This window comes from Luteimonas colneyensis, from assembly GCF_014836665.1.
Classification (GTDB): Bacteria; Pseudomonadota; Gammaproteobacteria; order Xanthomonadales; family Xanthomonadaceae; genus Luteimonas; species Luteimonas colneyensis.
The window spans coordinates 495,746-518,638 of sequence record NZ_JACSQJ010000001.1 but is presented as its reverse complement, the minus strand read 5'-3'; the positions used below and the strand labels follow the sequence as shown (position 1 = coordinate 518,638).

The 22,893-nt window shown below is 72.3% G+C and carries 20 protein-coding genes and 1 tRNA gene; 11 read left to right on the top strand and 10 right to left on the bottom strand.

Features of this window, described 5'->3' with window-relative positions:
* Nucleotides 1-29 precede the first annotated feature (29 nt).
* From H9645_RS02290 to H9645_RS02280, 3 genes are all read left to right on the top strand, one after another.
* Entirely contained in the window at nucleotides 30-1,082 is a 1,053-nt protein-coding gene (locus tag H9645_RS02290; protein ID WP_191728101.1) for a S66 peptidase family protein, read from the top strand.
* A 49-nt stretch (nucleotides 1,083-1,131) separates the two neighbouring features.
* Nucleotides 1,132-1,689: a DUF3228 family protein gene (locus tag H9645_RS02285; RefSeq protein WP_191728100.1), complete on the top strand. Its 558-nt coding sequence runs from the start codon at nucleotides 1,132-1,134 to the stop codon at nucleotides 1,687-1,689.
* 142 nt (nucleotides 1,690-1,831) lie between these two features.
* Entirely contained in the window at nucleotides 1,832-3,379 is a 1,548-nt protein-coding gene (locus H9645_RS02280; protein ID WP_191728099.1) for an N-acyl-D-amino-acid deacylase family protein, read from the top strand.
* Between the two features lie 5 nt (nucleotides 3,380-3,384).
* On the opposite strand, the gene H9645_RS02275 is transcribed toward H9645_RS02280, so the two are convergent.
* From H9645_RS02275 to H9645_RS02265, 3 genes are read right to left on the bottom strand one after another with little or no spacing between them, the layout of a single operon-like run.
* The gene (locus H9645_RS02275; protein WP_225217912.1) at nucleotides 3,385-4,446 is read right to left on the bottom strand and encodes a glutathione synthetase; all 1,062 of its coding nucleotides are present in this window, start codon (nucleotides 4,444-4,446) and stop codon (nucleotides 3,385-3,387) included.
* Nucleotides 4,443-5,645 (bottom strand): peptidase MATCAP family protein, encoded by a 1,203-nt coding sequence (locus tag H9645_RS02270; protein WP_191728098.1) that lies wholly within the window; start codon nucleotides 5,643-5,645, stop codon nucleotides 4,443-4,445. The genes H9645_RS02275 and H9645_RS02270 overlap by 4 nt, the downstream gene beginning before the upstream one ends.
* A gap of 17 nt (nucleotides 5,646-5,662) precedes the next feature.
* Nucleotides 5,663-6,520: an N-formylglutamate amidohydrolase gene (locus tag H9645_RS02265; protein WP_191728097.1), complete on the bottom strand. Its 858-nt coding sequence runs from the start codon at nucleotides 6,518-6,520 to the stop codon at nucleotides 5,663-5,665.
* A gap of 265 nt (nucleotides 6,521-6,785) precedes the next feature.
* Here H9645_RS02265 and H9645_RS02260 point away from each other — a divergent pair, with 265 nt between their 5' ends.
* Nucleotides 6,786-7,004: a hypothetical protein gene (locus tag H9645_RS02260; protein WP_225217911.1), complete on the top strand. Its 219-nt coding sequence runs from the start codon at nucleotides 6,786-6,788 to the stop codon at nucleotides 7,002-7,004.
* Between the two features lie 38 nt (nucleotides 7,005-7,042).
* Nucleotides 7,043-9,541, top strand: a complete 2,499-nt coding sequence (locus tag H9645_RS02255; protein WP_191728096.1) for a diguanylate cyclase — start codon at nucleotides 7,043-7,045, stop codon at nucleotides 9,539-9,541.
* A gap of 45 nt (nucleotides 9,542-9,586) precedes the next feature.
* Here the strand turns inward: H9645_RS02255 and H9645_RS02250 are convergent, their stop codons facing one another.
* Nucleotides 9,587-11,179 carry a M20/M25/M40 family metallo-hydrolase gene (locus H9645_RS02250; RefSeq protein ID WP_191728095.1) on the bottom strand — a complete coding sequence of 531 codons (1,593 nt, stop codon included), beginning with the start codon at nucleotides 11,177-11,179 and terminating at the stop codon, nucleotides 9,587-9,589.
* 175 nt (nucleotides 11,180-11,354) lie between these two features.
* Between H9645_RS02250 and H9645_RS02245 the strand changes: the two genes are divergently transcribed.
* A complete protein-coding gene (locus H9645_RS02245; protein ID WP_191728450.1) occupies nucleotides 11,355-12,236 on the top strand; it encodes an acyltransferase in 882 nt (293 codons plus the stop codon).
* A 39-nt stretch (nucleotides 12,237-12,275) separates the two neighbouring features.
* Here the strand turns inward: H9645_RS02245 and H9645_RS02240 are convergent, their stop codons facing one another.
* Nucleotides 12,276-12,437: a hypothetical protein gene (locus H9645_RS02240; RefSeq protein WP_191728094.1), complete on the bottom strand. Its 162-nt coding sequence runs from the start codon at nucleotides 12,435-12,437 to the stop codon at nucleotides 12,276-12,278.
* A 331-nt stretch (nucleotides 12,438-12,768) separates the two neighbouring features.
* On the opposite strand from H9645_RS02240, the gene H9645_RS02235 reads away from it, so the two are divergent.
* The 5 genes from H9645_RS02235 to H9645_RS02215 all read left to right on the top strand — a co-directional run bounded on the left by H9645_RS02235 (nucleotide 12,769) and on the right by H9645_RS02215 (nucleotide 17,304).
* On the top strand, nucleotides 12,769-13,629 hold the full coding sequence (locus H9645_RS02235) for a phosphate/phosphite/phosphonate ABC transporter substrate-binding protein (RefSeq protein ID WP_189494701.1): 861 nt from the start codon (nucleotides 12,769-12,771) through the stop codon (nucleotides 13,627-13,629).
* Nucleotides 13,630-13,639: 10 nt separating this feature from the next.
* Entirely contained in the window at nucleotides 13,640-14,758 is a 1,119-nt protein-coding gene (locus tag H9645_RS02230) for an acyl-CoA dehydrogenase family protein (RefSeq protein ID WP_191728093.1), read from the top strand.
* A gap of 17 nt (nucleotides 14,759-14,775) precedes the next feature.
* Nucleotides 14,776-15,987 (top strand): diiron oxygenase, encoded by a 1,212-nt coding sequence (locus H9645_RS02225; protein ID WP_191728092.1) that lies wholly within the window; start codon nucleotides 14,776-14,778, stop codon nucleotides 15,985-15,987.
* Nucleotides 15,988-16,066: 79 nt separating this feature from the next.
* The gene (locus H9645_RS02220) at nucleotides 16,067-16,492 is read left to right on the top strand and encodes a hypothetical protein (protein WP_191728091.1); all 426 of its coding nucleotides are present in this window, start codon (nucleotides 16,067-16,069) and stop codon (nucleotides 16,490-16,492) included.
* On the top strand, nucleotides 16,489-17,304 hold the full coding sequence (locus H9645_RS02215; protein WP_225217910.1) for a DUF2071 domain-containing protein: 816 nt from the start codon (nucleotides 16,489-16,491) through the stop codon (nucleotides 17,302-17,304). Before H9645_RS02220 ends, H9645_RS02215 begins: the two co-directional genes overlap by 4 nt.
* A gap of 53 nt (nucleotides 17,305-17,357) precedes the next feature.
* Here the strand turns inward: H9645_RS02215 and selD are convergent, their stop codons facing one another.
* The 5 genes from selD to fdhE all read right to left on the bottom strand — a co-directional run bounded on the left by selD (nucleotide 17,358) and on the right by fdhE (nucleotide 22,871).
* Nucleotides 17,358-18,416: a selenide, water dikinase SelD gene (selD, locus tag H9645_RS02210; protein ID WP_191728090.1), complete on the bottom strand. Its 1,059-nt coding sequence runs from the start codon at nucleotides 18,414-18,416 to the stop codon at nucleotides 17,358-17,360.
* 19 nt (nucleotides 18,417-18,435) lie between these two features.
* Nucleotides 18,436-18,531 (bottom strand) — tRNA-Sec (locus H9645_RS02205).
* Between the two features lie 40 nt (nucleotides 18,532-18,571).
* Nucleotides 18,572-20,512: a selenocysteine-specific translation elongation factor gene (gene selB / locus H9645_RS02200; protein WP_191728089.1), complete on the bottom strand. Its 1,941-nt coding sequence runs from the start codon at nucleotides 20,510-20,512 to the stop codon at nucleotides 18,572-18,574.
* Nucleotides 20,509-21,963 carry an L-seryl-tRNA(Sec) selenium transferase gene (gene selA, locus H9645_RS02195; RefSeq protein ID WP_318240477.1) on the bottom strand — a complete coding sequence of 485 codons (1,455 nt, stop codon included), beginning with the start codon at nucleotides 21,961-21,963 and terminating at the stop codon, nucleotides 20,509-20,511. Before selA ends, selB begins: the two co-directional genes overlap by 4 nt.
* On the bottom strand, nucleotides 21,942-22,871 hold the full coding sequence (fdhE, locus tag H9645_RS02190; RefSeq protein WP_191728088.1) for a formate dehydrogenase accessory protein FdhE: 930 nt from the start codon (nucleotides 22,869-22,871) through the stop codon (nucleotides 21,942-21,944). The genes selA and fdhE overlap by 22 nt, the downstream gene beginning before the upstream one ends.
* Between the last annotated feature and the right edge of the window lie 22 nt (nucleotides 22,872-22,893).

The window sequence follows — 22,893 nt, the reverse complement described above, 5'->3', positions numbered from 1 at the left end:
TGCGGCGCTGGCACGTGCAGGAGCGGGACATGGACAGGCGGAACTTCCTCGGTGGCGTCGCGCTCGCGGGCCTTGCGCTGCCTCTTGCCGGCATCGCGGGCGGTGTCGCGGACGCGCCGGCGGCGTCCCCCGGGCGCCTGCTGCCCGTGCCGCTGCGCCGCGGCGACACCGTCGCCCTGGTCAGCCCCTCCTCGGCAACCGACGAACGCCTGAACCTGCAGCTCGCGCGCGAGGTCATGGAAGCGCTCGGCTTCCGGGTGAAGACCGGTGCGCACTACGCCGCGCGCCGCGGCCACCTGGCAGGCGACGACGCCGCGCGCGCGGCCGACCTCAACGCCGCGTTCGCCGATCCAGGGGTGCGCGCGGTGGTCGCGGTGCGCGGTGGCTCCGGCGCCGCGCGCCTGCTGCCGCTGCTCGACTACGACGCCATCCGCGCCCATCCGAAGGTGCTGCTGGGCTATTCCGACATCACCGCCCTGCACAGCGGCATCCACGCGCGTACCGGGCTGGTGACCTTCCACGGCCCGAACGGCACCGGCAGCTGGAACGGCTTCAACGCCGACCAGTTCCGACGCCTGTTCCTCGAGCGCGAGGCGATGGTGTACCGCAACCGCGTCGAGGCCGGCGACGAGCTGGTGCCGCGCCGCAACCGCACGCTCACCATCACCGGCGGCCGCGCGCAGGGCGAGCTGGTCGGCGGCAACCTGACGGTGCTCACGGCGCTGGCGGGATCGCCGTACCTGCCGGACTTCCGCGGCAAGGTCCTGTTCCTCGAGGACGTGTCCGAAGCGCCTTACCGCATCGACCGCATGTTCAGCACGCTCAGGCTGATGGGCGCGCTCGATGGCCTGGCGGGCTTCATCTTCGGCGAGTGCACCGACTGCGACCCGGGCGACGGCTACGGCTCGCTGACCATCGACGAGATCCTCGACGACTACATCCGTCCGCTCGGCATCCCGGCCTATCGCGGGGCGATGATCGGCCACATCCGCGAGCAGTTCATCGTGCCGGTGGGTGGCCGGGTGGAAATGGATGCGGACGACGGCAGCTTCCGGCTGCTGGAGCCGGTATTCCGGGACTGATCCGCCGCGCAGCCGGTCGCCCGGCGCGCGGGCCGGCTAGTATCACGGCATGTCCATCGTCCTCACCGGCTTCGCCCGCACCCGCCTGTTCCCGCGCGAATCGCGGCGCAACACCATCCAGGACTGCACGCCGGAGCAGTTCGAACGCCATCTCAACGACGTCGCGCCGCTGAAGGTGCTCGACGGCTACGCGCCGTTCTGCAGGCTGCACGTGCACCGCAACTGGACCTCGACCCGCTGCCTGGCCGTGCCGGTCACCGATGCCAACCGCCACCTGCTGCGCTCGGCCTACGAGGCCCGCACGCGCGACGAGCTGCCGGTGCTGGTGCGCTGGTTCGAAGGCCTCGAGCCGCCGGTGGCCGACTACCTGGTGGTGATCCTCTACAGCCGCGAGCAGATGGCGAAGGAGGGCACGCCCATCGACGCCGACTGGGGCGTGGTCGGCTGCATGTACACCGCCGAACCCGAGGAAATCCCGATGGCGCCGATCACGATGATGCGCAACGCGCTGGGCGTGGAGGAGGGCGGTTCGGGTGTTCCGATCGATCGCGAGGCCTACCGCCGCGCCGTGGCGTTTTGGGACGCGCACGCCAACTGGCGGGGCTGACGGCCAACCCATAGGCGGGGCCTGCAGCGGGCCGGCACCCGATGTGACCCGGCCGCGCCTCGGCTAAGGTGGGCTCCGGTCCACCAGGAGGGGCGGCACGATGTGGCAGCGGACGTGGTCCAGGCGCGGGGTGCTGGCGTCGATGGCGGCAACGGCCGCCTGCCTGGCGCTGCCGGGGATGGCCGGCGCGCGCGGGATGCCGGTGGCCGGCGCGGGCGTGCTGCTGCGCGACGTGCGGCTCATCGACGGCAGCGGCGCGCCTGCGCGAAGCGCCGACGTGCTGGTGCGCGGGAACAGCATCGAGCGCATCGGCCGCGTGCCGGCGGCCGACGCACGGGGACTGCGCGTGGTCGACGGCGGCGGTCGCGTGCTGGCGCCCGGCTTCATCGACCTGCACACGCACGGCGATCCGCTGGAGGTGGCGTTCGCGCCGTTCCTCGCGATGGGCGTGACCACGGTGGTGCTCGGCCAGGATGGCGGCAGCCCCGCGCTGCCCGACACCGCGCGCGAGGCGGGCAGCCTCGCCGCCTGGATGGACGCGGTCGAGGCCGCCACGCCCGGCGTCAACGTGGCGACGCTGTCCGGCCACGGCGCGCTGCGCCGCCGCGCCGGCATCGACGACGGCACGCGCCGGCCTTCGGACGCGCAGCTGGCGCGGCTGCAGGCGGTGCTCGACGCCGACCTGCGCGCCGGCGCCTTCGGCCTGTCGACCGGGCTGGAGTACGTGCCCGGCCGCTACGCGGAGATGCGCGAGCTGGCCTCGCTGGGCCCCGTGGTCGCGCGCGCCGACGGCGTGGTGATGAGCCACATGCGTTCGGAGGACGCCGGCGACGTGCGTGCCTCGATCCGCGAACTCATGCAGGCCGCGGGGCCGGCGCGCGCCCACGTGTCGCACCTGAAGATGGTCTACGGCCAGGGCGAAGCCGCCGCGGAGGCGCTGCTGGACTTCCTGCGCGGGCTGCGCGGCACCGGCAACAGCCCGACCGCGGACGCCTATCCCTACGAGGCGAGCTACACCGGCATCGGCATCCTGTTCCCCGAGTGGGCGCTGCCGCCGAACGACTATGCGGCGGTGGTGGCCGCGCGCGGCGACGAGCTGCGCGCGCACCTGGCCGCGCGGATGCAGCAGCGCAACGGCCCCGGCGCGCTGCTGTTCGGCACCGGGCCGTACGCCGGCCGCACGCTGGCGCAGGTGGCGGAGGCCGAGGTCCGGCCCTTCGTCGAGGTGCTGGTGGCGCAGGGTCCGGGCGGCGGCCAGGCCGCGCACTTCGTCATGGACCGTGCGCTGCAGGACCGCCTGCTGCTGGAGCCCTTCGTCGCGATCGCGAGCGACGGCTCGCCCGGCGGCAGCCATCCGCGCGGCGCGGGGACCTTCGCGAAGTGGATCGAGTCCTTCGCCACCGCCGAGGCACGGGTGCCGCTGGAGGAGGCCGTGCGCAAGGTGACTTCGCTGCCGGCGTCGATCCTCGGGCTGCGCGACCGCGGCCTGGTGCGCGAGGGCGCGAAGGCGGACCTGCTGCTGTTCGATCCGGACCGCGTGCACGCCCGCGCCGACTACGTGGACCCCACGGCGATGGCCGAAGGCTTCGACCTGGTGCTGGTGAACGGACAGGCCGCCTTCGAGGCCGGCGTCGCCGGTGCGAACGCCGGCCGCCTGCTGCGGCGTGCCGCCACGCCCGCCAGCGCCTGAGGCCGCTACATCACCGCGAGCTCGGCGTTCGACAGGATCCCACGGTACTGCTCGCGCAGCCGCACCTTGCGCGCCATGTCCGCGATGATGGCGCTGCTGAAATCGACGCCGGTCAGCTCCTCGGCCATGTTGATGCCGCCGGGCGTGTCCACGTTCACCTCCATCAGCTTGTCGCCGACGATGTCGAGGCCGGCCAGGTACATGCCGTCGCGGATCAGCTTCGGCGCCACCGCTTCGGCCAGCCGCAGCGCGTCGGCGTCGGGCTCGGCCAGCTCGATCTTGCCGCCGGCGCTGATGTTGCTGCGCGCGTCGCCGCTGTCGTTGTAGCGGCGGAAGCAGGCGTAGCGCCCGTCGACGCGCAACGGCCGGCCGTTGAGGGTCAGCAGCCGCAGGTCGCCCTCGGCGGCGCCTGGGAGGTACTCCTGCGCGATCGCGTAGCCGTCGCGGATCACCGCCTCGATCATCTGGTTGAGGTTGGCGGCATCGCCATCCTTCACCACGAACACGCCGTGTCCGCCCGAGCCCTGCAGCGGCTTGATCACGCCGCGGCCGCCGTGGGTGGCGATGAAGGCGCGCAGCTCGTCGGCGTCGCGGCTGATGCAGGTGACCGGGCGCACCTCCTCGGGGAAGTGCTGGAAATAGGTCTTGTTGGAGGCGTTGGTGAGGTGGAAGGGATCGTTGAGCACGATCACGCCGCGCCGCGTCACCAGCTGCGCGAACAGCAGGGCGCTGTTCGAGGCCCATGGTCGCTCAACCAGTTCTTCGGCCGGGTCGCTGCGCAGCATCAGCACGTCCAGCTCCTCGACGTTGATGCGCTGGGTGGCGGCCTCCTCGCCCTGGATCTCGTCGAGCAGCGCCTGGTCGTCGGCGTAGCTGTCACCGGCGGGCAGATGCGCCATCGCGCAGACGGAGCCGTTGGCGTCATAGATGAAGTCGGCCAGGCCGATCAGCGCCACCTGGTGGCCCTGGTTGGCCGCGGTGCGCGCCAGGCGGATGGTGGTGTAGTTGTCCTGTTCGGTGGCGACGTCGTTGACGACGAAGCCAAGCCGCAGGGGGCGGTCGCTCATGGCACGGATTCCTCGGGGGCAGGGGAAGGGGGATGGACGTGGTGCAGGTCGGCGACGCCAACCTGCCGTCCACGCGCCAGCACGTCGTCGAAGCCGTCGGCCAGCGCGTAGCGGGGCAGCAGGGCGGGCGGCAGCACCCAGCCGGCGGCCGCGAGCTGCTCCAGCACCGCGAGATGATCGAGCGCGAACTTGCCGGAGAACAGCAGCTCGAAGCTGCCGCCTGAGCGCAGGTGCCCGAGCAGGTCGCGCAGGCCGCGCAGGTAGACCGCGTCCTTGGTGAGGCCGCCGCCGCGGAGCGCGCGCACCGCGATGTCGAAGGCATCCGCGGTGGAGAATCCGTGCGCATCGTGCAGGCAGGCGAAGACGGCAGGGATGTCCTCGCCGTGGATCGCCATGTCGGCGGCCACCACGCGCGCGGCCAGCACCCGCAGCCGTTCGCCCGGCAGGTAGCCGGACAGGTACTCGGCCAGCACGCCCAGCCCTTCCTGCAGCGGGTCGTAGCGCGCAAGCCCCACCGAAAGCTGGCGCAGCGGCTGCTGCAGGCCGTTGTGGCGCGTGAGCACGTGGGTGCCGACCTCGTGCTGCACCAGCGGCTGCAGCCGCGCGCGCGGCAGGCGCAGGCGGGCATCGAGGTAGAGGCGGCCGTGGGACACCATCATCAGCGAGCCGATGTCGGCGTCGACCACCACGTCGAGGCTGAAGCCGGGCGCGCGCCCGCGGTACCAGTCCACTTCGTCCTCGACCGCGGCGACCACCGCGTCGACGCCGGTGTCGGCTTCCAGCGGCTCGCTGTCGGCGACGGTGGCGAGGATGTCGCGGGCCAGCGCCAGCAGCCCGGCCTCGACGCCGCCGAACAGGTCGATGCTCGCGCCGACGAAGCCGTCGGTGCCGCGCAGGCGCACAAGTTCGATCATGCGCGCGAGTTCGCGCTGCTTCTCGCCGAGCACGCCGGCCAGCAGCGGCGACTCGATCCGCTCCACCGGCAGCGCCAGCAGTTGCTCGCGCATCGCGTCGAGGCCCGCCGGCGGCTCGGCATAGCGCAGCGGGGCCACCCGCCGGCGGCCGGAGGCTTCGAAGTCCTCCCAGAGCGCGTCGGTGCCCAGCGGCGTGAGCGCGATCAGCCAGTCCAGCCCGGCGTCGAGCTCGATCAGCGCCGCGTCCACCGCGGCAGCGACCGGCGGCAGGGGACGTGGCTTCACAGCGTCGTGCTCCGCGCTCACCCGACGGCCCTGAAGTCGTCGCGGACGGCGTCGACCGCGGCCTGCAGCCCGTCGCGCATGGCGTACAGCGCGGCGATGTCCGCCTGGCCGCTGTGCTCGTCCATGAAGATCTTCTTGTATTCGGGCGAGATCGTGCATACGCGGTGGCCCCAGCGCGCGTATACCCATTCCGGGAAGTCGCCGCCGGTGGGGAAGCGCACGTTCGCGCGCACGTCCGGCACGCGGCCGGCGATCGGCGTGGCGCGCAAGGCGTCGGCGAAGCGGGCGGTCACGTCGCCCCAGCGCGCTGGATCGGCCGTGGTCAGTCCCAGTTCGATGTCCGGATTGTCGTCCTGCGGCGCGGCGCCGGCATCGGGTCCGTCGCGGCGGTGGTTATAGCTGTGGATGTCGACCAGCAGCACGGCGTCCCAGCGTTCGAGCAGGTGGTCGAGGAGCTCCGCGAACATCGAGCGGAACCGGTCCCAGCCGGCGAGTGACTGCGCGATCTCGGCCTCGGGCAGTGGTCGTCGCCACACCTCCAGGCCCCAGCAGTCGTCCGGTCCGGCGTACACCGCGCCCTTGCGGGGCCGGTTGTGGTCGAGCTCGAAGCGCGAGGTCGGGACCTGGACGCGTACGTCGCCAACGGCGGTGAGCAGGCCGGTGAGCGGATCCTCCTCGCGGAAGCGTGCCGCGTCGGACAGCGCCAGCAGGGGCCGCAGCGCGGGCCGGATGCGGTGGCCATCGTGGATCGCGGTGGCGACGACGGGGCCGTCGGACACCGCGATGTTCCATTCGCGTGTCGCGGGGGTGGGGATCGGCAGGTCGTCGCCGGCGAAGTAGCGGCCGCGCGCGGCGGTGATGTCTCGCAAAGCCATGGCGCCGATGCTCGCAGCGCCGCAATGATCATGCCGTGACCATCGCGCCGCGTGCCCACGCGCCGGGCATGGAGCGCCTGCGAGCATGCCCCCATGTCCGCACGCACGCATGCGCTGCCGATGGCCGCGATGCTGGTGGTCGCGATGCTCGCCGCTGCGACCGCCGGGAGTCCGCCTTCGTGTGCTAATGTCGGCGGATGCCGAGGGCCGGGAAGGGGCTGGGGAGTCCCGGAGCGGCCATGGATGTTCGCACATCAACGGGGACATGAAGATGCTGACGCTGCTCGACCTGATGAGGAAGCTTGCGAGTGATGCCGCGCTGGCCGCGGAGTACGAGAAGGACCCCGCCGCCGTGGTAAGCCGCGCCGGCCTCACGGACGAAGAGCAGAAGGCCATGCTGGCGAAGGACTACGCGTCCATCAAGAAGCTGACCGGGCTGAGCGACGGCCAGTTCGCGACCAACCACATCGTCAAGGCGTACTGACCGCCGTCTTCGCCGCCGTCCGCCGACGCCCCGCGCCCATGTGCCGGCTGGCCCGCATTGCCGCCGTCCTCGTGCTGGTGCTGGCAGCCGCGCCGGTGCTTGCCGACGACGGGCTGGAAGCGGAGGTCGCGGAGATCGAGCGGCTGGCGATCTCCACGCACTGGCGTGAATCCGATCGCAGGCTCGACGACCTGGCTTCGCGCCTGGATGAACTCACGCCGGAGCAGCGCGCCCGGATCGAGTTCGTGCGCCTGCGCAACCTCGGGCTGGCCGGCAAGGAGCCTGCCGCGCTGCAGGGCTTCTCCCGCCTGCTGCAGCAGGCGGAGATGCCGGCCGCGCTGCGGGTGCGCGCCTACACCACCGCGATCAGCATCGCCGCCAACGTCGAGGACTGGCCGCGGGCCTTCGGCTGGCTGAGCGAGGGCCTGGAATACCTGCCCGATGCGCCGGAAGGCGCCCCCGGCCTGCTCGGAGCCGCCAGCTACCTGCATACGCTGGTGGGTGAGATCGGCAAGGCACGCGACCTCGCGCGACAGGCCCTGGATGCGGTCCAGGCGGAGGGTGATGCGCGCGGGCGCTGCCTGGCGCTTGCCGACCTCGCGATGGCCGAGGACCATGCGGGCAACTACGTCGAAGCCGAGGGCTGGAGGCGGCGCCAGATGGACGCCTGCCAGGCCGCCGGCGACCGCGTCTTTGTCGCCAACGCCAAGTACGGCGTCGGCAAGATGGTCGCGGCCCAGGGCCGCCCCCTTGAGGCCCTGGACTGGTCGCGCCAGGCGCTGGCCGAATTCGAGGCGACGGGCTTTGCAGCCGGCAGCTGGAGCGCGCGGCTGGAGCTGGCCGGCAACCTCATCTCGCTGGACCGGGAACTCGAGCACGCCGAGTCCATGCTGCTCGAAACGCTGGAGTACTACCGCGGACAGAAGACCGAGCTCGCGGTGGCCGAGACCGAACGCCTTCTCGCGAGGCTTGCGGAGCAGCGCGGCGACGAAGGCGGGGCGCTGACCCATCTGCGTCGGGCGATGGACGCCCAGGAAGTCGCCGAGCGTGAATCCCGAGAGCGCCGCCTGGCCTATCTCCAGGTGGAATTCGACACGCAGCTGAAGGAGCACCAGATCGCGCTGCTCGAAGCCGAAAAGGAGCTGGCCGCGCTGCAGGTCACCGCCACCCAGCGCCGGCAGTGGCTGCTCGGCATGGGCATGTTCGGCCTGATGGTCACCGCGCTGCTGCTGCTCCTGCTGCTGCGGCACAGTTCGCGCGAGCGCGGCCGCTACCGCCATCAGTCCGAGCGCGACGGGCTGACCGGCCTGTTCAACTACCAGCAGGTGCGCAAGCGCGGCGGCGAGGCCTTCCGGCGCGCGCGCCAGGAGGGCCGTCCGTTCACCGCCGTCATCGCCGACATCGACCTCTTCAAGCAGGTCAACGATCGCTACGGCCATGCGGCGGGCGACGAGGCGCTGCGTTCGCTCGGTGGCTGGATCAGCGGGATCGTCGGGGCCCGTGCGATCGCCGGCCGCAGCGGCGGCGACGAGTTCACGATCCTGTTGCAGGGAACCGCCGCCGACGCCGAAGCGCTGCTGCAGCGCCTGCGCGAGCGGATGGAGCCGATCACCGTGTTCGGGCAGACCTTCAGCTTCAACCTCAGCGCCGGCGTGAGCCAGTACGACGGCAGCACACCCACGCTCGAACAGCTCATCCACAACGCCGACCAGGCGCTGTACCGCGCCAAGCACGGCGGGCGCGACCGGGTGGTGCGCGCGCGCGGGGTGGAGCAGCCGGAGGCGGGGCCCAGCGGATCGCTGGTGGTGGTGGGCAGCGGCATCCAGTTCGGGCGCCACGCCAGCGAGCGCACGCTGTCGGAGATCCGCGAGGCCGAGGTGGTGTTCTGCCTGGTCGATCCGTTCGCGCTGGGGATGATCCACGGCTTCCGGCCCGACGCCGTCAACCTCGGCGTCCACTACGCGCCGGGCAAGGACCGTCGGGAGACCTACCGCGAGATCGAGGCCGCGATCATGGCCGCGGTCGAGGCCGGTCGGCGGGTCTGCGCGGTGTTCTACGGCCACCCGGGCGTCTTCGCCGACGTGCCGCATGCGGTGGTGCGCAGGACGCGCGCGCTGGGCCTGCCGGCGCGCATGGAACCCGGGATCTCCGCCGAAGCCTGCCTGTACGCCGACCTCGGCCTGGACCCGGGACTGCGCGGCGTGCAGTCGCTCGAGGCCACGCACTTCATGATCCACGACCGCGAACCGGACACCGCCGCGCTGGTGCTGCTGTGGCAGGTGACGCTGGCCGGAGATCTCTCGTGCACCCGGCTGCACGCCGAACCGGAAGGTCTGCAGGCCCTGGTCGACAAGCTGCTGCGCTGGTATCCCGCCGACCACGAGGTGGTGCTGTACGAGGCGGCGCAGCTGCCGATCGATGCGCCGCGGATGGACCGCCTTGCGCTCGCGGACCTGCCCTCGGCGCATTACGAGGAATACACCACCCTGGTGATCCCGGCGCTGAGCGTGCCGCGCAGGGTGCAGGCCGGCGCCTGAGGCGTGGTGGCCGCCGCGGACCCGGGGGCCGCGGCGGCGCAGGCGTTACTTCGGATCGAGCAGCGGCTTGCGCGGCATCCGCTCGTCGCGCATCGCCGCGTGGTAGGCGAACGAGGCCACGATGGCCGCGGCCTGCTTGAGGTCCTCGGGCTCGGCGTGGTCCCAGGTGTCCAGGTGGGTGTGGTGGACGTTGGTGAAGTAGTCCAGCCGGTCCTGGATGAACTGGAAGCCGGGCAGGCCGACGCGGTCGAAGGCGATGTGGTCGGTGCTGCCGGTGTTGCGGGTGGCGACCGTGGTGGCACCGACGTCGTGGAAGGGCTTGAGCCAGGCCTCGAAGATCGGCATCGCCGCCAGGTTTTCCTGGGCGTAGATGCCGCGGAAGCGGCCCGAGCCGTTGTCCATGTTGAAGTAGACCGAGAAGCGCTCGTAGTCGCGCAGCTTGCGCAGCGGGCCGGTCGGCTCGCGCAGCGACGCCGGCAGCGCCTTCTGCGCCGGGTCGGTGGGCTCGGGGTAGTGGGCGAAGTTGCGCGCCACGTAGTCCTGCGAGCCGACCAGGCCCTGTTCCTCGCCGCTCCACAGCGCGACGCGGATGGTGCGCTCGGGGCGTGCGCCGACGGCCTTGAGGATGCGCATGGCCTCCATCATCACCGCCACGCCGGCGGCGTTGTCGGCGGCGCCGGTGCCGGTGTGCCAGGAGTCGAGGTGCGCGCCGATCATCACGATCTCGCCGGCCTTGCCGCCGCGGCCGGGGATCTCGGCGATGGTGTTGTGGCCGGGCTGGTTGGCTTCGTCGGTGAAGCGCGCGGCGACGTTGACGCGCAGGCGCACCGTCTGGCCATCGTCGAGCGCGCGCACCAGCGGATTGAAGTGCTCGGCGATCATGGCCAGTTCGGGGATCCCGACCGGCTCACCGGCCTTGCGCGGGCCACCGCCGGCGACGCGGATGATGCCGTTGTCCCAGCTGCTGATGCTGATCGCGGCCAGCGCGCCTTCCGCGGCGAAGAATTCGTTGACGGCGCGGCTGAGCTGCTGGCGCTCGCCGTACTCCTTGACCCGCTTCGCGCGGTCGGCGGCGGCGGTCTTCGGCACGGTGAATTCCTGCAGCCCTTCCAGCGAGGTGGCGTCGTGGCGGTGCGAATCCGGCTCGGTGCCGCGCTTGTACTCGCGCGCATCGCCCAGCAGCAGGACCTTGCCGCCGAGCTTGCCGCGGTACTTCTCGATGTCGGCCAGGGTCTTGATGTCGACCTTCACCAGCTCGCCCTCGACGGGACCGTCGGTGCCGGGCGTCCAGGCCTTGGGCAGGGCGTGCAGCGGCTGCACGCGCCCGCCGAGCATCTCGACGCTGGCGGCGCTGAACTCCCAGCCGCGGCCGAAGTCGTCGAAGGCGTCGTCATGGACGTTGGACAGGCCCCACTCGCTGAACTTGCCGCGCGTCCAGGCGTTGGCTTCGGCCATCTGCGGCGAGTTGCTCAGGCGCGGGCCGATGGTTTCGGTGAGGTGGCTGAAGGTCGCCATGACCTGGGAGTTGTGGAAGGCCTCCTGGCGGATCCGGCTGACCATGTCCAGGTCCACCGGTTCGTTGGCCATCGCCAGGCCGCTGGCGGCAAGGAGCAACGCCATCACGCAACGCTTCGACATCATGGTTCCTTCGCGCCGGGACGGGGCGCTGCAAACGTCGACTCTAGCGGCCGTGGCGTCGGGCTTCACCCGCCTTTAGTCACGCCGGCGCGGACCGCGCGGGCCGCGCACTGGTCCGCCGCCGCTGTTTGCTACGCTTCGCGCCCCCGCCACCGGATCGTCCGCCGTGCCCCTGATGTCCTCGCTGCGCGCCGCCCTGGTCCTGCTCCTGATCATCCTGCACACGCTGGTGCACGCGCTGCCGCTGCTGCTGCTGGCGCTGGTGAAGGCGCTGCTGCCGTTCCCCGGCCTGCGCCGTGCGCTGGGCGGCGTGCTGGCGGCCATCGCCGAAAGCTGGATCGCGGCCAATACCTGGATGGTAGACCACCTCACCGGGACCCGCTTCCACGTCGCCGGCGACGACGGGCTGCTGGCCGACGGCCACTACCTCGTGCTGGCCAACCACCAGAGCTGGGTCGACATCGTCGTGCTGCAGAAGGTGTTCAACCGCCGCATCCCGCTGCTTCGCTTCTTCCTCAAGCAGCAGCTGTTCTGGGTGCCGGTGCTGGGCCTGGCCTGGTGGGCGCTCGACTTCCCCTTCATGGGCCGCTACAGCCGCGCGGAGATCGCGAAGAACCCGGAGCTGGGCCAGCGCGACATCGAGGCCACGCGCCGGGCCTGCGCGAAGTTCCGCGAGATACCGGTGGCGGTGATGAACTTCGTCGAAGGCACCCGGTTCACGCCGGAGAAGCACGCGCGCCAGGCCTCGCCCTACCGCCACCTGCTCAAGCCCAAGGCCGGCGGCGTGGCCTTCGTGGTCGACGCCATGGGCGATGCGCTGCACGCGGTGCTGGACGTCACCATCGCCTATCCGGGCGGGCGTCCGACGATGATGGACCTGATGGGCGGGCGGATCCCGGACGTGCACGTGCTGGTGCGCCAACGCCCGATCCCCGACAGCGAGGCGATGGGGGGGCGCTACCAGGACGACCGCGCGGCGCGCGCGCGCTTCCAGCAGTGGCTCAACGGGATGTGGCGGGACAAGGACGAGGCGCTGACGCGCCTGCTGGGCGACTGAGTCCCGTCGCGCGCCCTGGCGTGCGACCCTGGCGGAGCTTCAGCCCGCCTGGTCGGAATCGGGCTCCGGTTCGGGAGCCGGCCCGGCCGCCGCGGCCCGGGCCTCGCGTTCGGCGCGCTTCTTCGCTTCCTTCTCGTCCTGCTTCTTCTTCTTGGCCAGCTCGCGCTGCCGCTTCTCGAACGAATAGTTCGGCTTTGCCATGGATCACCGTGGGGAAATAGGGCGTCCAGTGTAACCGCCGGTTCCGCGGAGGCCGCGGTGGCCGTCCATGCCGTCCTCGAGGAGGCGTGGCCGTCGCAGGAATCCGATAGACTCCGGGAACGCCGACGTGACAGGTCCTGTCCGTTTCCCGGCGCCGGCGATGCCCCCGCATCCCGCCGTCGGTCCCGCCGAGCCAGCACGCGCATGGCCCGGGAAACCCGGCCGCCGTGCCCTTCCGCGCGCGGTGCGACTCCATCCCGATTCCTTCAACCGCGTCCGCCGCCGGATGTGTCCGGCTGCGTGCGTCGATCAACACCATTGGCAGGAGCTCATGTCCGAATCCGTCATCCGCATGGGGGCCGTGTCCTACGCCCCGAAGGTCGTCACAATCTGGGAGGGCTTCAAGCCGTGGCTGAAGGCGCGCGGTTTCGCCTTCGACTACGTGCTGTATTCCAACTACGAAGCGCTGGTCGAGGCGCTGATGGCCGGCCAGCTGCATTTCGCCTGGAACTCGCCGCTGGCCTTCGTGCGCGCGCAGCGCATGGCGCGTGCGCTCGGGCAGGAGGTCGAGCCCATCGTCATGCGCGATACCGACATGGACCTGCAGTCGGTGCTGGTGGTGCCCGCCGGCAGCGACGTCCGGGGCGTGGAGGACCTGCGTGGCAGGACGCTGGGCTTCGGCGCCATCGATTCGCCGCAGGCCACGCTGATCCCGCTCGATCACCTGCGCCAGCACGGCCTGGTCCGGGGGCGCGACTACAGCGCGCGGCTGTTCGACGTGCTGGGCGGCAAGCACGGCGACCACATCGGCGGCGAGCGCGATGCGGCCGAGGCCATGGTCAAGGGCGACATCGACGCCGCGTGGATGATCGCCGGCAACTACCAGGCCTTCGCCCAGGAGGGCACGCTGGCCGCCGGGTCGACCCGCATCGTCGCCACCACCGGCGAATTCGACCATTGCAACATGACCACCGCGCCCGGCCTGGATCCGGCGCTGGCGCAGCGCTTCGCCGACCTGCTGCTGGGCATGTCCTGGGACGACCCGGAGGTGCGGCCGCTGCTGGAGCTGGAAGGCCTGAAGGTCTGGCATCGCGGCCGCAGCAGCGGTTACGCCCTGCTCGAACGCGCCGTGGACGACGAGAAGTTCTACGACGCCCAGGGCCGGATCACCGAATCGAAGTACGACTACTGAGGGCGCCGCGATGAGCCAACTGGAGAAGCTTGAGCCGATCGTCGAGACGATCATCCTGCCGCGCGCCGCCGAACTCGACCGCGAGGCGCGCTTCCCGCGCGAGGCGATTGCCGCACTGGGGGAGGCCGGCCTTCTCAGCCTGATCAGCGCGAAGGACGTCGGCGGCATGGGCCTGGGCCTGGCCGAGGCGACCGAAGTGGTCGAGCGCATCGCCCGCGACTGCCCGGCCACGGCGATGGTGGTGACGATGCACTACGCCGGCGCCACCCTGATCGAGATGCACGGCCCCGCGGATATCCGCCGCGAGATCGCCGCCGGGCGCCACCTGACCACGTTGGCCTGGTCCGAGACCGGCTCGCGCAGCCACTTCTGGGCGCCGGTCAGCACCGCCACCGCCGATGGTGACGATCATGTGCTGCTCGACGCCAGCAAGAGCATGGTGACCTCGGCCGGCGAGGCCGATTCCTATGTCTGGTCCTCGCAGCCGCTCGCCGCCGGGGGCGCCAGCACCATCTGGCTGGTGGACGCCAGGAGTGACGGGCTGTCGTCGCCCAGGCCCTTCGATGGCCTCGGACTGCGCGCCAATGCCTCCGCGCCGTTGGCGGCGAAGGGCGTGCGCGTGCCGCTGGCGCACCGCCTGGGCGGTGACGGCGAAGGCCAGGGTGTGATGTTCAACGACGAGCTGCCGACCTTCGTCAACCTGATCGCCTCGGTGTCGATCGGGCTGATGGAGGGCGCGCTGCAGCGCGCGGTGGCGCACGTGACGAAGACCGGTTTCGCCGCCGGCGGCACGCTGGCCGAGCTGCCGACCCTGCGCGCGCAGCTGGCGCAGGCCCGCAACGCGCTCGACGGCGCGCGCGGCGTGCGCGCGGTGGCGCTCGACCGCATCGCCAACGGCGGCGATGACACCTTCATGCGCGTGCTGCAGACCAAGGCGGTGGCCGCCGAGGCCGCGCTGCTGGTCACCGATACCGCGATGCGGGTGTGCGGCGGCGCCGCGTTCCGCAAGGACGTGGGCATCGAGCGGCTGTTCCGCGATTCGCGCGCTGCGGCGGTGATGGCGCCGACCACGGATGTCATCAACGATCTGCTGGCGCGGATGATGTGCGGCATGCCGCTGATGGAGTGAGGCCGGACGTGGACACGATGGAACCCCGCAAGGCCGGTGATGCGGCCGGCATGGTGGACCTGGCCGGCCTCGGCTTCGACGCCGGCGCACACCTGCTGGTCAAGCACGCGCTGAACCAGGTCGGCGTGGGCGAAGCGGTCACCGTGCGCGGCACCGCGCCAGGCTGGCAGGCGCAGCTGTCCGCGTGGTGCCGCAGCCAGGGGCACGTGATGGAGGCCGGTGCGGGCGTCGTCCGCGTGCGCCGGGGCTCGGCGCAGGCCGGCCGCTGGCGCGACGCCATGCCCACCGGCCACAGCGATCCGCGCGCCGAGGACGCGATCGCGTCGCGTGCGCATCCGCGCTGGGGCCTGGCCGCGCGCGGTGCTGTGGTGGAGGCGGGCGCGCCCGAGATCCATTTCCGCCTGTCCGACCGCGACGAGCTCTGGAACGGATCGGCCGCCAGCCTCTACCGGCAGGCCGTCGCCGCGCAGTGGGATCCGGAGGCCATCGACTGGGACGACGCACCCGTGCTGCCCGACGAGATCGAGGACGCCGTCGTCCAGGTGATGACCTTCATGGTCGAAAACGAGAACGCCGCGCTGGTGATCCCCGCGCGCTTCCTCGGCCAGCTGCATCCGCATTACCGCGAGCTGCAGGCCGCGCTGGCGATCCAGATCGTGGACGAGGCCCGCCACATCGACGTCTTCACCCGCCGCATCCGCCGCCACGGCCGCGAGCCGGCGCTGTCGACCGCCGGCGGGCAGGAGTCGCTGAAGAGCCTGCTCGATGAGACCGACTATTCGGTGGCCAGCTTCCTGCTGTCGGTACTGGGCGAGGGCACCTTCGTCTCGCTGCTGAAGTTCATCCAGGCCGAGGCGCCGGACCCGCTGACCCGACAGATCGCGCGCTACGCGGCGGTCGACGAGGCCCGCCACGTGGCGCTGGGCATGTCGCACCTGCTGTACCGGCTGCAGCGCGAACCCGACTTCCGCAACCGCCTTGCGCGCGCGGTGGAGGAGCGGCACGAGGCGCTGCGCCACACCGGCGGGCTCAACGAGGAGGTGTTCGACGCGCTGGTGGTGATGGCCGCCGGCGCGCTGACGCCCGAGGCCATCGCGGAGGGCTCGCGCAAGGTGCAGGCGCTGATGAAGGACATGGCCGACAGCCGCTACGCCAAGCTGGTGCGGCTGGGCTTCGACCCGGAGCGCGCGCACCACCTGTCGAGCCTGCATACCCGCAACTTCATGTAGGCGGCCCGACGCCTGCGGTGGCCGCGGCGGCGCTAGAATCCGGCGGACGCTCCGCACGGGGCACGACCGGGGAAGCGGGATGAAGCACTGGGTGCGCAACGTCGCGGCCGTGGTCGCGGGGCTCGTGGTGGGCAGCGTGGTCAACATGGCGATCGTGGCCGCGGGCCCGGCGATGGTGCCGCCGCCGGCGGGCGTGGACACCACCACGGCCGAGGGCATCCACCTGTTCCAGCCGAAGCATTTCCTGTCGCCGTTCCTGGCGCATGCGCTGGGCACGCTGGCCGGCGCCTTCGTCGCCTTCCTGGTCGCCGGCAGCCGCAAGGCGGCGTTCGCCTGGACCATCGGCGTACTGTTCCTGGCCGGCGGCGTCGCCGCGGCGGTGATGATCCCGGCGCCGGCGTGGTTCATCGCGCTGGACCTGCTGCTGGCCTACCTGCCGATGGCGTGGCTGGCGATCCTTGTCGGGCGGCGGTTGTCGGCGAGCGGGTCGCGGGCGGACGCATGATGGCGGACGGCGCCGAGGGAGGCGCATCGACGCTGCGCCTGCGCTTCCAGGACTGCCTGCATCCGCGCCCGGCTCCGTCGGGTGTCGACGTGCTGTGCAAACTGCAGCACTTCGCCATCGTCAGCTACGCGTTTGACCCGGCGCGCTTCGCAGGGGTCATGCCCGGACGCTTCCGCCTGGACACGGTGTCCATCGACGGGCAGGAGCGCGCGCTGGTCTCGGTCGTGCCCTTCATCGATGTCGACTTCACTTCGGCGGTGTTCCCGTTCCCCAAGTTCCGCATGGGACAGACGAACTACCGCATCTACATCGTCGACAACGAAACCGGCGAGCGCTGCGTCTGGTTCCTGGGCACGACCCTGGACTCATGGACCCGGATCGTTCCGCACCGGCTGTGGAACCTGCCGTGGTACGGGGGACGGGTGCGCTTCGACTGCGCACAGGCCGCGGACGGGCGCTACCTGCGCTATCGCATGGATACGGTTGCGCAATGGGCGCCAGCGTCGCTGTCGCTGGTGGGCGAGGCCGGACCGGTGGAGCGGCTGCCCGGCTTCGCGGATGTCGAGACCGGACTCGTCTACCTGACCCATCCGCTGCGCGGTTTCTACCATCGCCGCGACGGGCGCCTGGGCACCTACCACGTCTGGCACGGGCGCTTGCAGGTCGCGCCGGCGCGGTTGGAGCAGGCGCGCTTCGGGCTGCTCGATCGGCTGGGCCTGGTGACGCCGGAGGAGCAGCAGCATCCGCACAGCGTGCTCGTCGAGCCGGTCAACGAGTTCACCATCTACCTGCCGCCGAAAGTCCTGGCCTGAGCTGCGGCGCGGCCGGCGGACGTGCAGGTCCGGCCGGAAGGCCCGCTCCGGGCTCAGGCGACTTCGACGCGCGCCTCGCCGGCGCGGGTCTCGCCGATCACCGCCGCCTCGGCGAAGCCGCCGGCGTGGAAGATTTCCAGCACTTCGCCCAGCGCCTGCGGCGCGCAGGACACCAGCAGGCCGCCGGAGGTCTGGGGATCGGTGAGCAGGTCGCGGGCAGGCTTGTCGATGCCGGCGCCGAGCTCGACGCCGTCGCCGTAGGCGGCCCAGTTGCGCCCCGAGGCGCCGGTGACCACGCCCTCGGCGGCCAGCGCCTGCACGCCCGGCAGCCAGGGCAGGTCGTCATGGCGCAGGCGTACCGTGAGCTTGGCGCCGCGCGCCAGCTCCAGCGCGTGGCCGAGCAGGCCGAAGCCGGTGACGTCGGTCATCGCGTGCACGTCGGGCAGCGCCGCCAGCGCGGGCCCGGGCCGGTTGAGGCGGGTGGTGGCGTCGATCATCGCGCGGTAGCCGGCGTCGTCGAGCACGCCGCGCTTGAGCGCCGCAGACAGCACGCCCACGCCCAGCGGCTTGCCCAGCACCAGCAGGTCGCCGGGGCGCGCGTCGGCGTTGCGGCGGATGCGGTCGGGGTGGGCGATGCCCATCGCGGCCAGGCCGTAGATCGGCTCGACCGAATCGATGCTGTGGCCGCCGGCGACGGGGATCCCGGCTTCGGCGCAGGCGTCCTCGCCGCCGCGCAGGATTTCGGCGATGACGTCATGCGGCAGCACGTTGATCGGCATGCCGACCAGGGCCAGCGCCATGATCGGCGTGCCGCCCATGGCGTAGACGTCGGACAGCGCGTTGGTGGCGGCGATGCGGCCGAAGTCGTAGGGATCGTCCACGATCGGCATGAAAAAGTCGGTGGTGGCGATCAGCGCCTGCTGGTCGTTGAGCCGGTACACCGCGGCGTCGTCGGCGGTGTCGTTGCCGACCATCAGCTGCGGCCAGACCGGCGCCGGCGCGGCGCGCTTGAGCAGGTCGGCCAGCACGCCCGGCGCGATCTTGCAACCGCAGCCGCCGCCGTGGGAGAGCGAGGTGAGGCGGGGCGTCGTGGTATCGGGAGAGTCGGTCATGTCGGGCACACGTGCGGAATGGCGGAAGGCAACAGGAGTCGAACCTGCCTGGGAGCGGCTGACGCCCCCAACCGGGTTTGAAGCCCGGCCGCGCCACCGGGCGCGCTTGCCTTCCATCGGGCGCCGCGGAACCCCCGCGGCGCCGGGGCACGCTATCACAGCGCTTGCGGAACCGGGCGCAGTTCGCGCAGCCACGCGCTGTCCTCGCGCAGCACGTGGCTGTCGCGGACGCGGCGGGTGAGGCCAGTGCGGTCGAAGTGTTCGAGGATCTGGATCGCGCGCTTGCGCCCAAGGCCGGTGGCGTCGCGAAAACCAGCGGCGGCGATGGCGCCGGTGGCGTCGGCGATGGTGGTCGCCAGCGCCGCCAGCGCCTGCATCCGTTCGCGGTGGTAGAACAGGTCGCGGACCACCTGGTGCGCATCGCCCTGCAGGGCGAGCATGCGCAACAGGCGGCGCACGCGCTCCTCGGGCTCGGCTTCGATGCGCGCGAGGTCGCGCACCCAGGGCGGCTCGAAGCCGCCTTCGTCCAGCCGCGCGAGCAGGCGCTGCGACAGCGCGGCATCGTCGGCGTCCATCGCCACCGTGTGCCCGGGTAGATGCAGCCATGGGCCCTTGCGCTGGATGCGGCCTGCGTCGGCGAGTCCGTCGAGCAGCGCCTGCCACAGCCCGGCCGAAACCGTGGGCACGGCGATGCGGCGCAGGCGGGTGGCTTCGGGGCCGGGTTCGTCCGGCGCCTCGAGGTGGAAGGCGGCCAGCGCCTGTTCGATGCGCGCGTCCAGCGCCTGGACGGCGGCATCGGCGATCGCGATGCGCGCGCCGCCGCGCGGTGCCAGCCAGCGCGCGCCGTCCGGCAGCGCCAGCTGCTCCGGAGGCCGGCCGGCCAGCCGCGCCAGCGCGGCCTCGTCGATGCCTTGCGCGGCTTCGCGCAGCAGGGCCTCGAGGCCGCCGCCGTCGAGCATGGCGGCGACGCCGTCCAGCCAGGCCAGGCGCTGCGGCGAGCGCCGGCGCCGCGCGGGTGCATCGGGGTCGAGCACGCGGCCGCCGCCGATGGTGCGGCTGGCCTGGGCGTCGCGGACGATGAAGCGGTCTCCCGGGGTGGCGCACAGTGCTTCGTCGACCACCAGCTGCACGCGGCTGCGCGCTCCGGGGGCGACGCCGTCGTCCGACAGGGGCACCGCATGCGCCAGGCGCCGGGCCGTGCCCAGGTGCAGGTGCAGCGGCGCCCAGTTGCCGAGCGTGGTCGCGGCGTCGGGCAGCAGCTCGAGGTCGACGTCGAGGTTGCGTGTCGGCCGGAAGGCGCGCGCGTCGGCGATCCAGTCGCCGCGTGCGATCGCGTCACGGCCGGTGCCGGCGAGGTTGAGCGCGCAGCGCTGGCCGGCGCGCGCGTCGTCGCTGGGCCGGTTCTGGGCATGGATGGAGCGCACGCGCACCGGCGTGCCCGCGGGCGCCAGCACCAGCCGGGCGCGCTCGTCGCCTGACGCGGTGCGCCCGGAGAAGACCGTGCCGGTCACCATCGTGCCGTGGCCGGGCAGGGTGAAGACGCGGTCCACGGCGAGGCGGAACAGGCCATCGGCATTGCGCGCGGCCGCCGCATGCGCGCGGTCCTCCAAGTGCCGTCGCAGGGCGTCGACGCCCGGGTCGCCGTCGCGGGTGGCGTCGGTGGCGAACATCGGCGCGCCGGCCAGCGGGCCGCCCTGCAGTAGCGTGGTGACGTCGGCGCGCACCGCGTCCAGCCGCGCCGCGTCCACGCGATCGGCCTTGGTGATGGCGACCGCGCCCTGGTCCACGCCCAGCAGACCGAGGATCGCCAGGTGCTCGCGCGTCTGCGGCATCACGCCGTCGTCTGCGGCCACCACCAGCAGGCCGAAGTCGATGCCGCAGGCGCCGGCGGCCATGGTGTGCACCAGCTTCTCGTGGCCGGGGACATCGACGTAGCCCAGCACCTCGCCGTCGGGCAGCGCGGCATAGGCGTAGCCGAGCTCGATCGAGATGCCGCGCGCCTTCTCCTCCTTCAGGCGGTCGGTCTCGACGCCGGTGAGCGCGCGCACCAGGCTGGTCTTGCCGTGGTCGATGTGGCCGGCGGTGCCGACGATCATGCGCGCAGGCCGTCCAGCTGGGCGGTGAATGCGGCCTCGTCCGCGTCTTCCAGGCAGCGCAGGTCGAGCCACAGGGCGTCGTCGGCGATCCGGCCGATGACCGGGCGCGGGAGCCCACGCAGCGACCTGGCCAGCCGCTGCAGCGCGCGGCCGTGGCTGCCCTTGCCGGCGTGGCGCAGGGTCAGGCCCCAGCTGGGCAGCGCCTCCACCGGCATCGCGCCGCTGCCGATCTGGCTGGACATGGGCGCGGCGGCGACGCTCCAGTCGTCGCCCAGCGCGGTCTGCAGCGGTGCCAGCAGGCGCTGCGCCTGCGCCTGCATCGCGGCCTGCGGGCGCAGCAGCAGGCGCAGCGTGGTGAGGCGTTCGGGCAGTTGCTCGGGCGCGCGGTACAGCGCCAGCACCGGCTCAAGCGCCGCCAGGGTCAGCTTGCCCACGCGCAGGGCGCGCTTGAGCGGATTCCTGCGGATCTTCCGGATGAGGTCGGCGCGACCGACGATCAGCCCCGCCTGCGGGCCGCCGAGCAGCTTGTCGCCGCTGAAGGTGACCAGGTCCGCGCCGGCGGCGAGGGTCTCGCGCACGGTGGGCTCGCGCGGCAGGCCCCAGCGCGCCGGATCGACCAGCGAGCCGCTGCCGAGGTCCACGCCCACCGGCAGGCCGCGTGCGCGTGCGATCCCCGCCAGCGCCGGCGTGTCCACGCTCGCGGTGAAGCCGCTGATCGCGTAGTTGCTGCAGTGCACCTTCATCAGCATGGCGGTGCGCGGGCCGATCGCGCCGGCGTAGTCGGCCGGATGCGTGCGGTTGGTGGTGCCGACCTCGACCAGCTTCGCACCGGCGCGCGACATGATGTCGGGGATGCGGAAGGCACCGCCGATCTCGACCAGCTCGCCGCGCGAGACGATCACGTCGCGGCGGTTGGCGAGGGAGTTGAGCATCAGCAGCACGGCCGCGGCGTTGTTGTTGACGACGGTGGCGGCCTCGGCGCCGGTGAGTTCGCACAGAAGGCCCTCGACCAGGTCGTCGCGGTCCCCGCGGCTGCCGCGTTCGAGGTCGTACTCCAGCGCCATCGGCGCCGACAGCGCCTGCACCACGGCCTGCACCGCGGCATCGGGCAGCACCGCGCGGCCCAGGTTGGTGTGCAGCACGGTGCCGGTGAGGTTGTGGACCGCGCGCAGGCGCGGCCGCGCCTCGTGTTCCAGCGCCGCGCCGAGGTCGGCGGCAAGCGTGCCGGGCGCGAGTGCGCCGCGCTGAAGCGTGCCCGCGCGCGCTTCGTCGCGCAGCGTCGCCAGCCTTGCGCGCAGGGCCGCGGTCACCCGCGACGGCCCGTGCCCGGCGACCAGCGCCGCCAGCGCCGGGTCCCTCAGCAGGCGGTCGAGCGAGGGGATGTCGCTGGCGGCCGCCCGCGCGCCGTCGTCGTCGACCGCGTCCAGGGTCAGTCCCCGGTGTCCTGCCACAGCAGCGGACTGCCGCTGCGGCGCGCATAGCCTTCCTCTCCCATCAGCATGTCGAGGGCGAGGCTGCCGAGGTCGTCGGCCACCGGCTCCATGAACGGATCCTTCTCCTGGTAGAAGATCTTGCGGTAGCTGCGGCAGCCGTCGCAGGTCTCGGCCTTGACCCCGTCGCGGCCGCCTTCGATGTAGTGGTAGGCGATGCCCTTGGTGGCGGCGCAGTGCGAGCACTTCACCCGCTCGAGGTGCCACTCGCAGCTGCACAGCGGACAGCACAGGTAGCGGTAGCCGTCATGTGCGCCGCCGATGCGCACCACGCTGGCCACCGGCGACGTGCCGCAGGTGGGGCAGAGGCCGAAGGCGCCGACCGGCAGCTGCGATTCGCGCAGGCCGGAGGCCATCGCGGTCCAGTAGACCTGGAGCGCGGCCATGACGAACGGCGCGGGCGCCACGTCCGCGCCTTCGACGCGTCCGGCGAGCAGGGCGTCGGCCATCTGCTCGACGCGCCCGGGCGCGGTGTCCAGGGTACGCGCGAGCGCGTTGCAGGCCGCCACCGCCTGCGCGGGCGTGCCGGGGTCGCCGGCGACCTCGTCCAGCAGCCGGGCGAGCAGGGCGCGCCAGACGGGATCGCGCGCCAGGCCGGTGGCCGGCAGGGGCGGCATCTCGTACCGCCTGGCCTGTGCGAGCACGTCGTCGTCGATCGATGGCGCCTCGAACTCTTTCAGCGCGCGCTGCTGCGCCTCGGCCAGGCGCGCCATCAGCCGCAGGTAGCCCTCGATCGTGCTGGAGTCCGCGAGGCTGCGCAGGCGCGCGGCGCGATCGGAGAACACGCCGGCGCGCTCGGGGATGCGCAGGCGCGGGATGCGGGTGTGGTCGAGGTTTTCGATCTCGCCTCGCGGCAGGATGCGCGGCACGTTGCCTCCGTCGGCAGTGGAA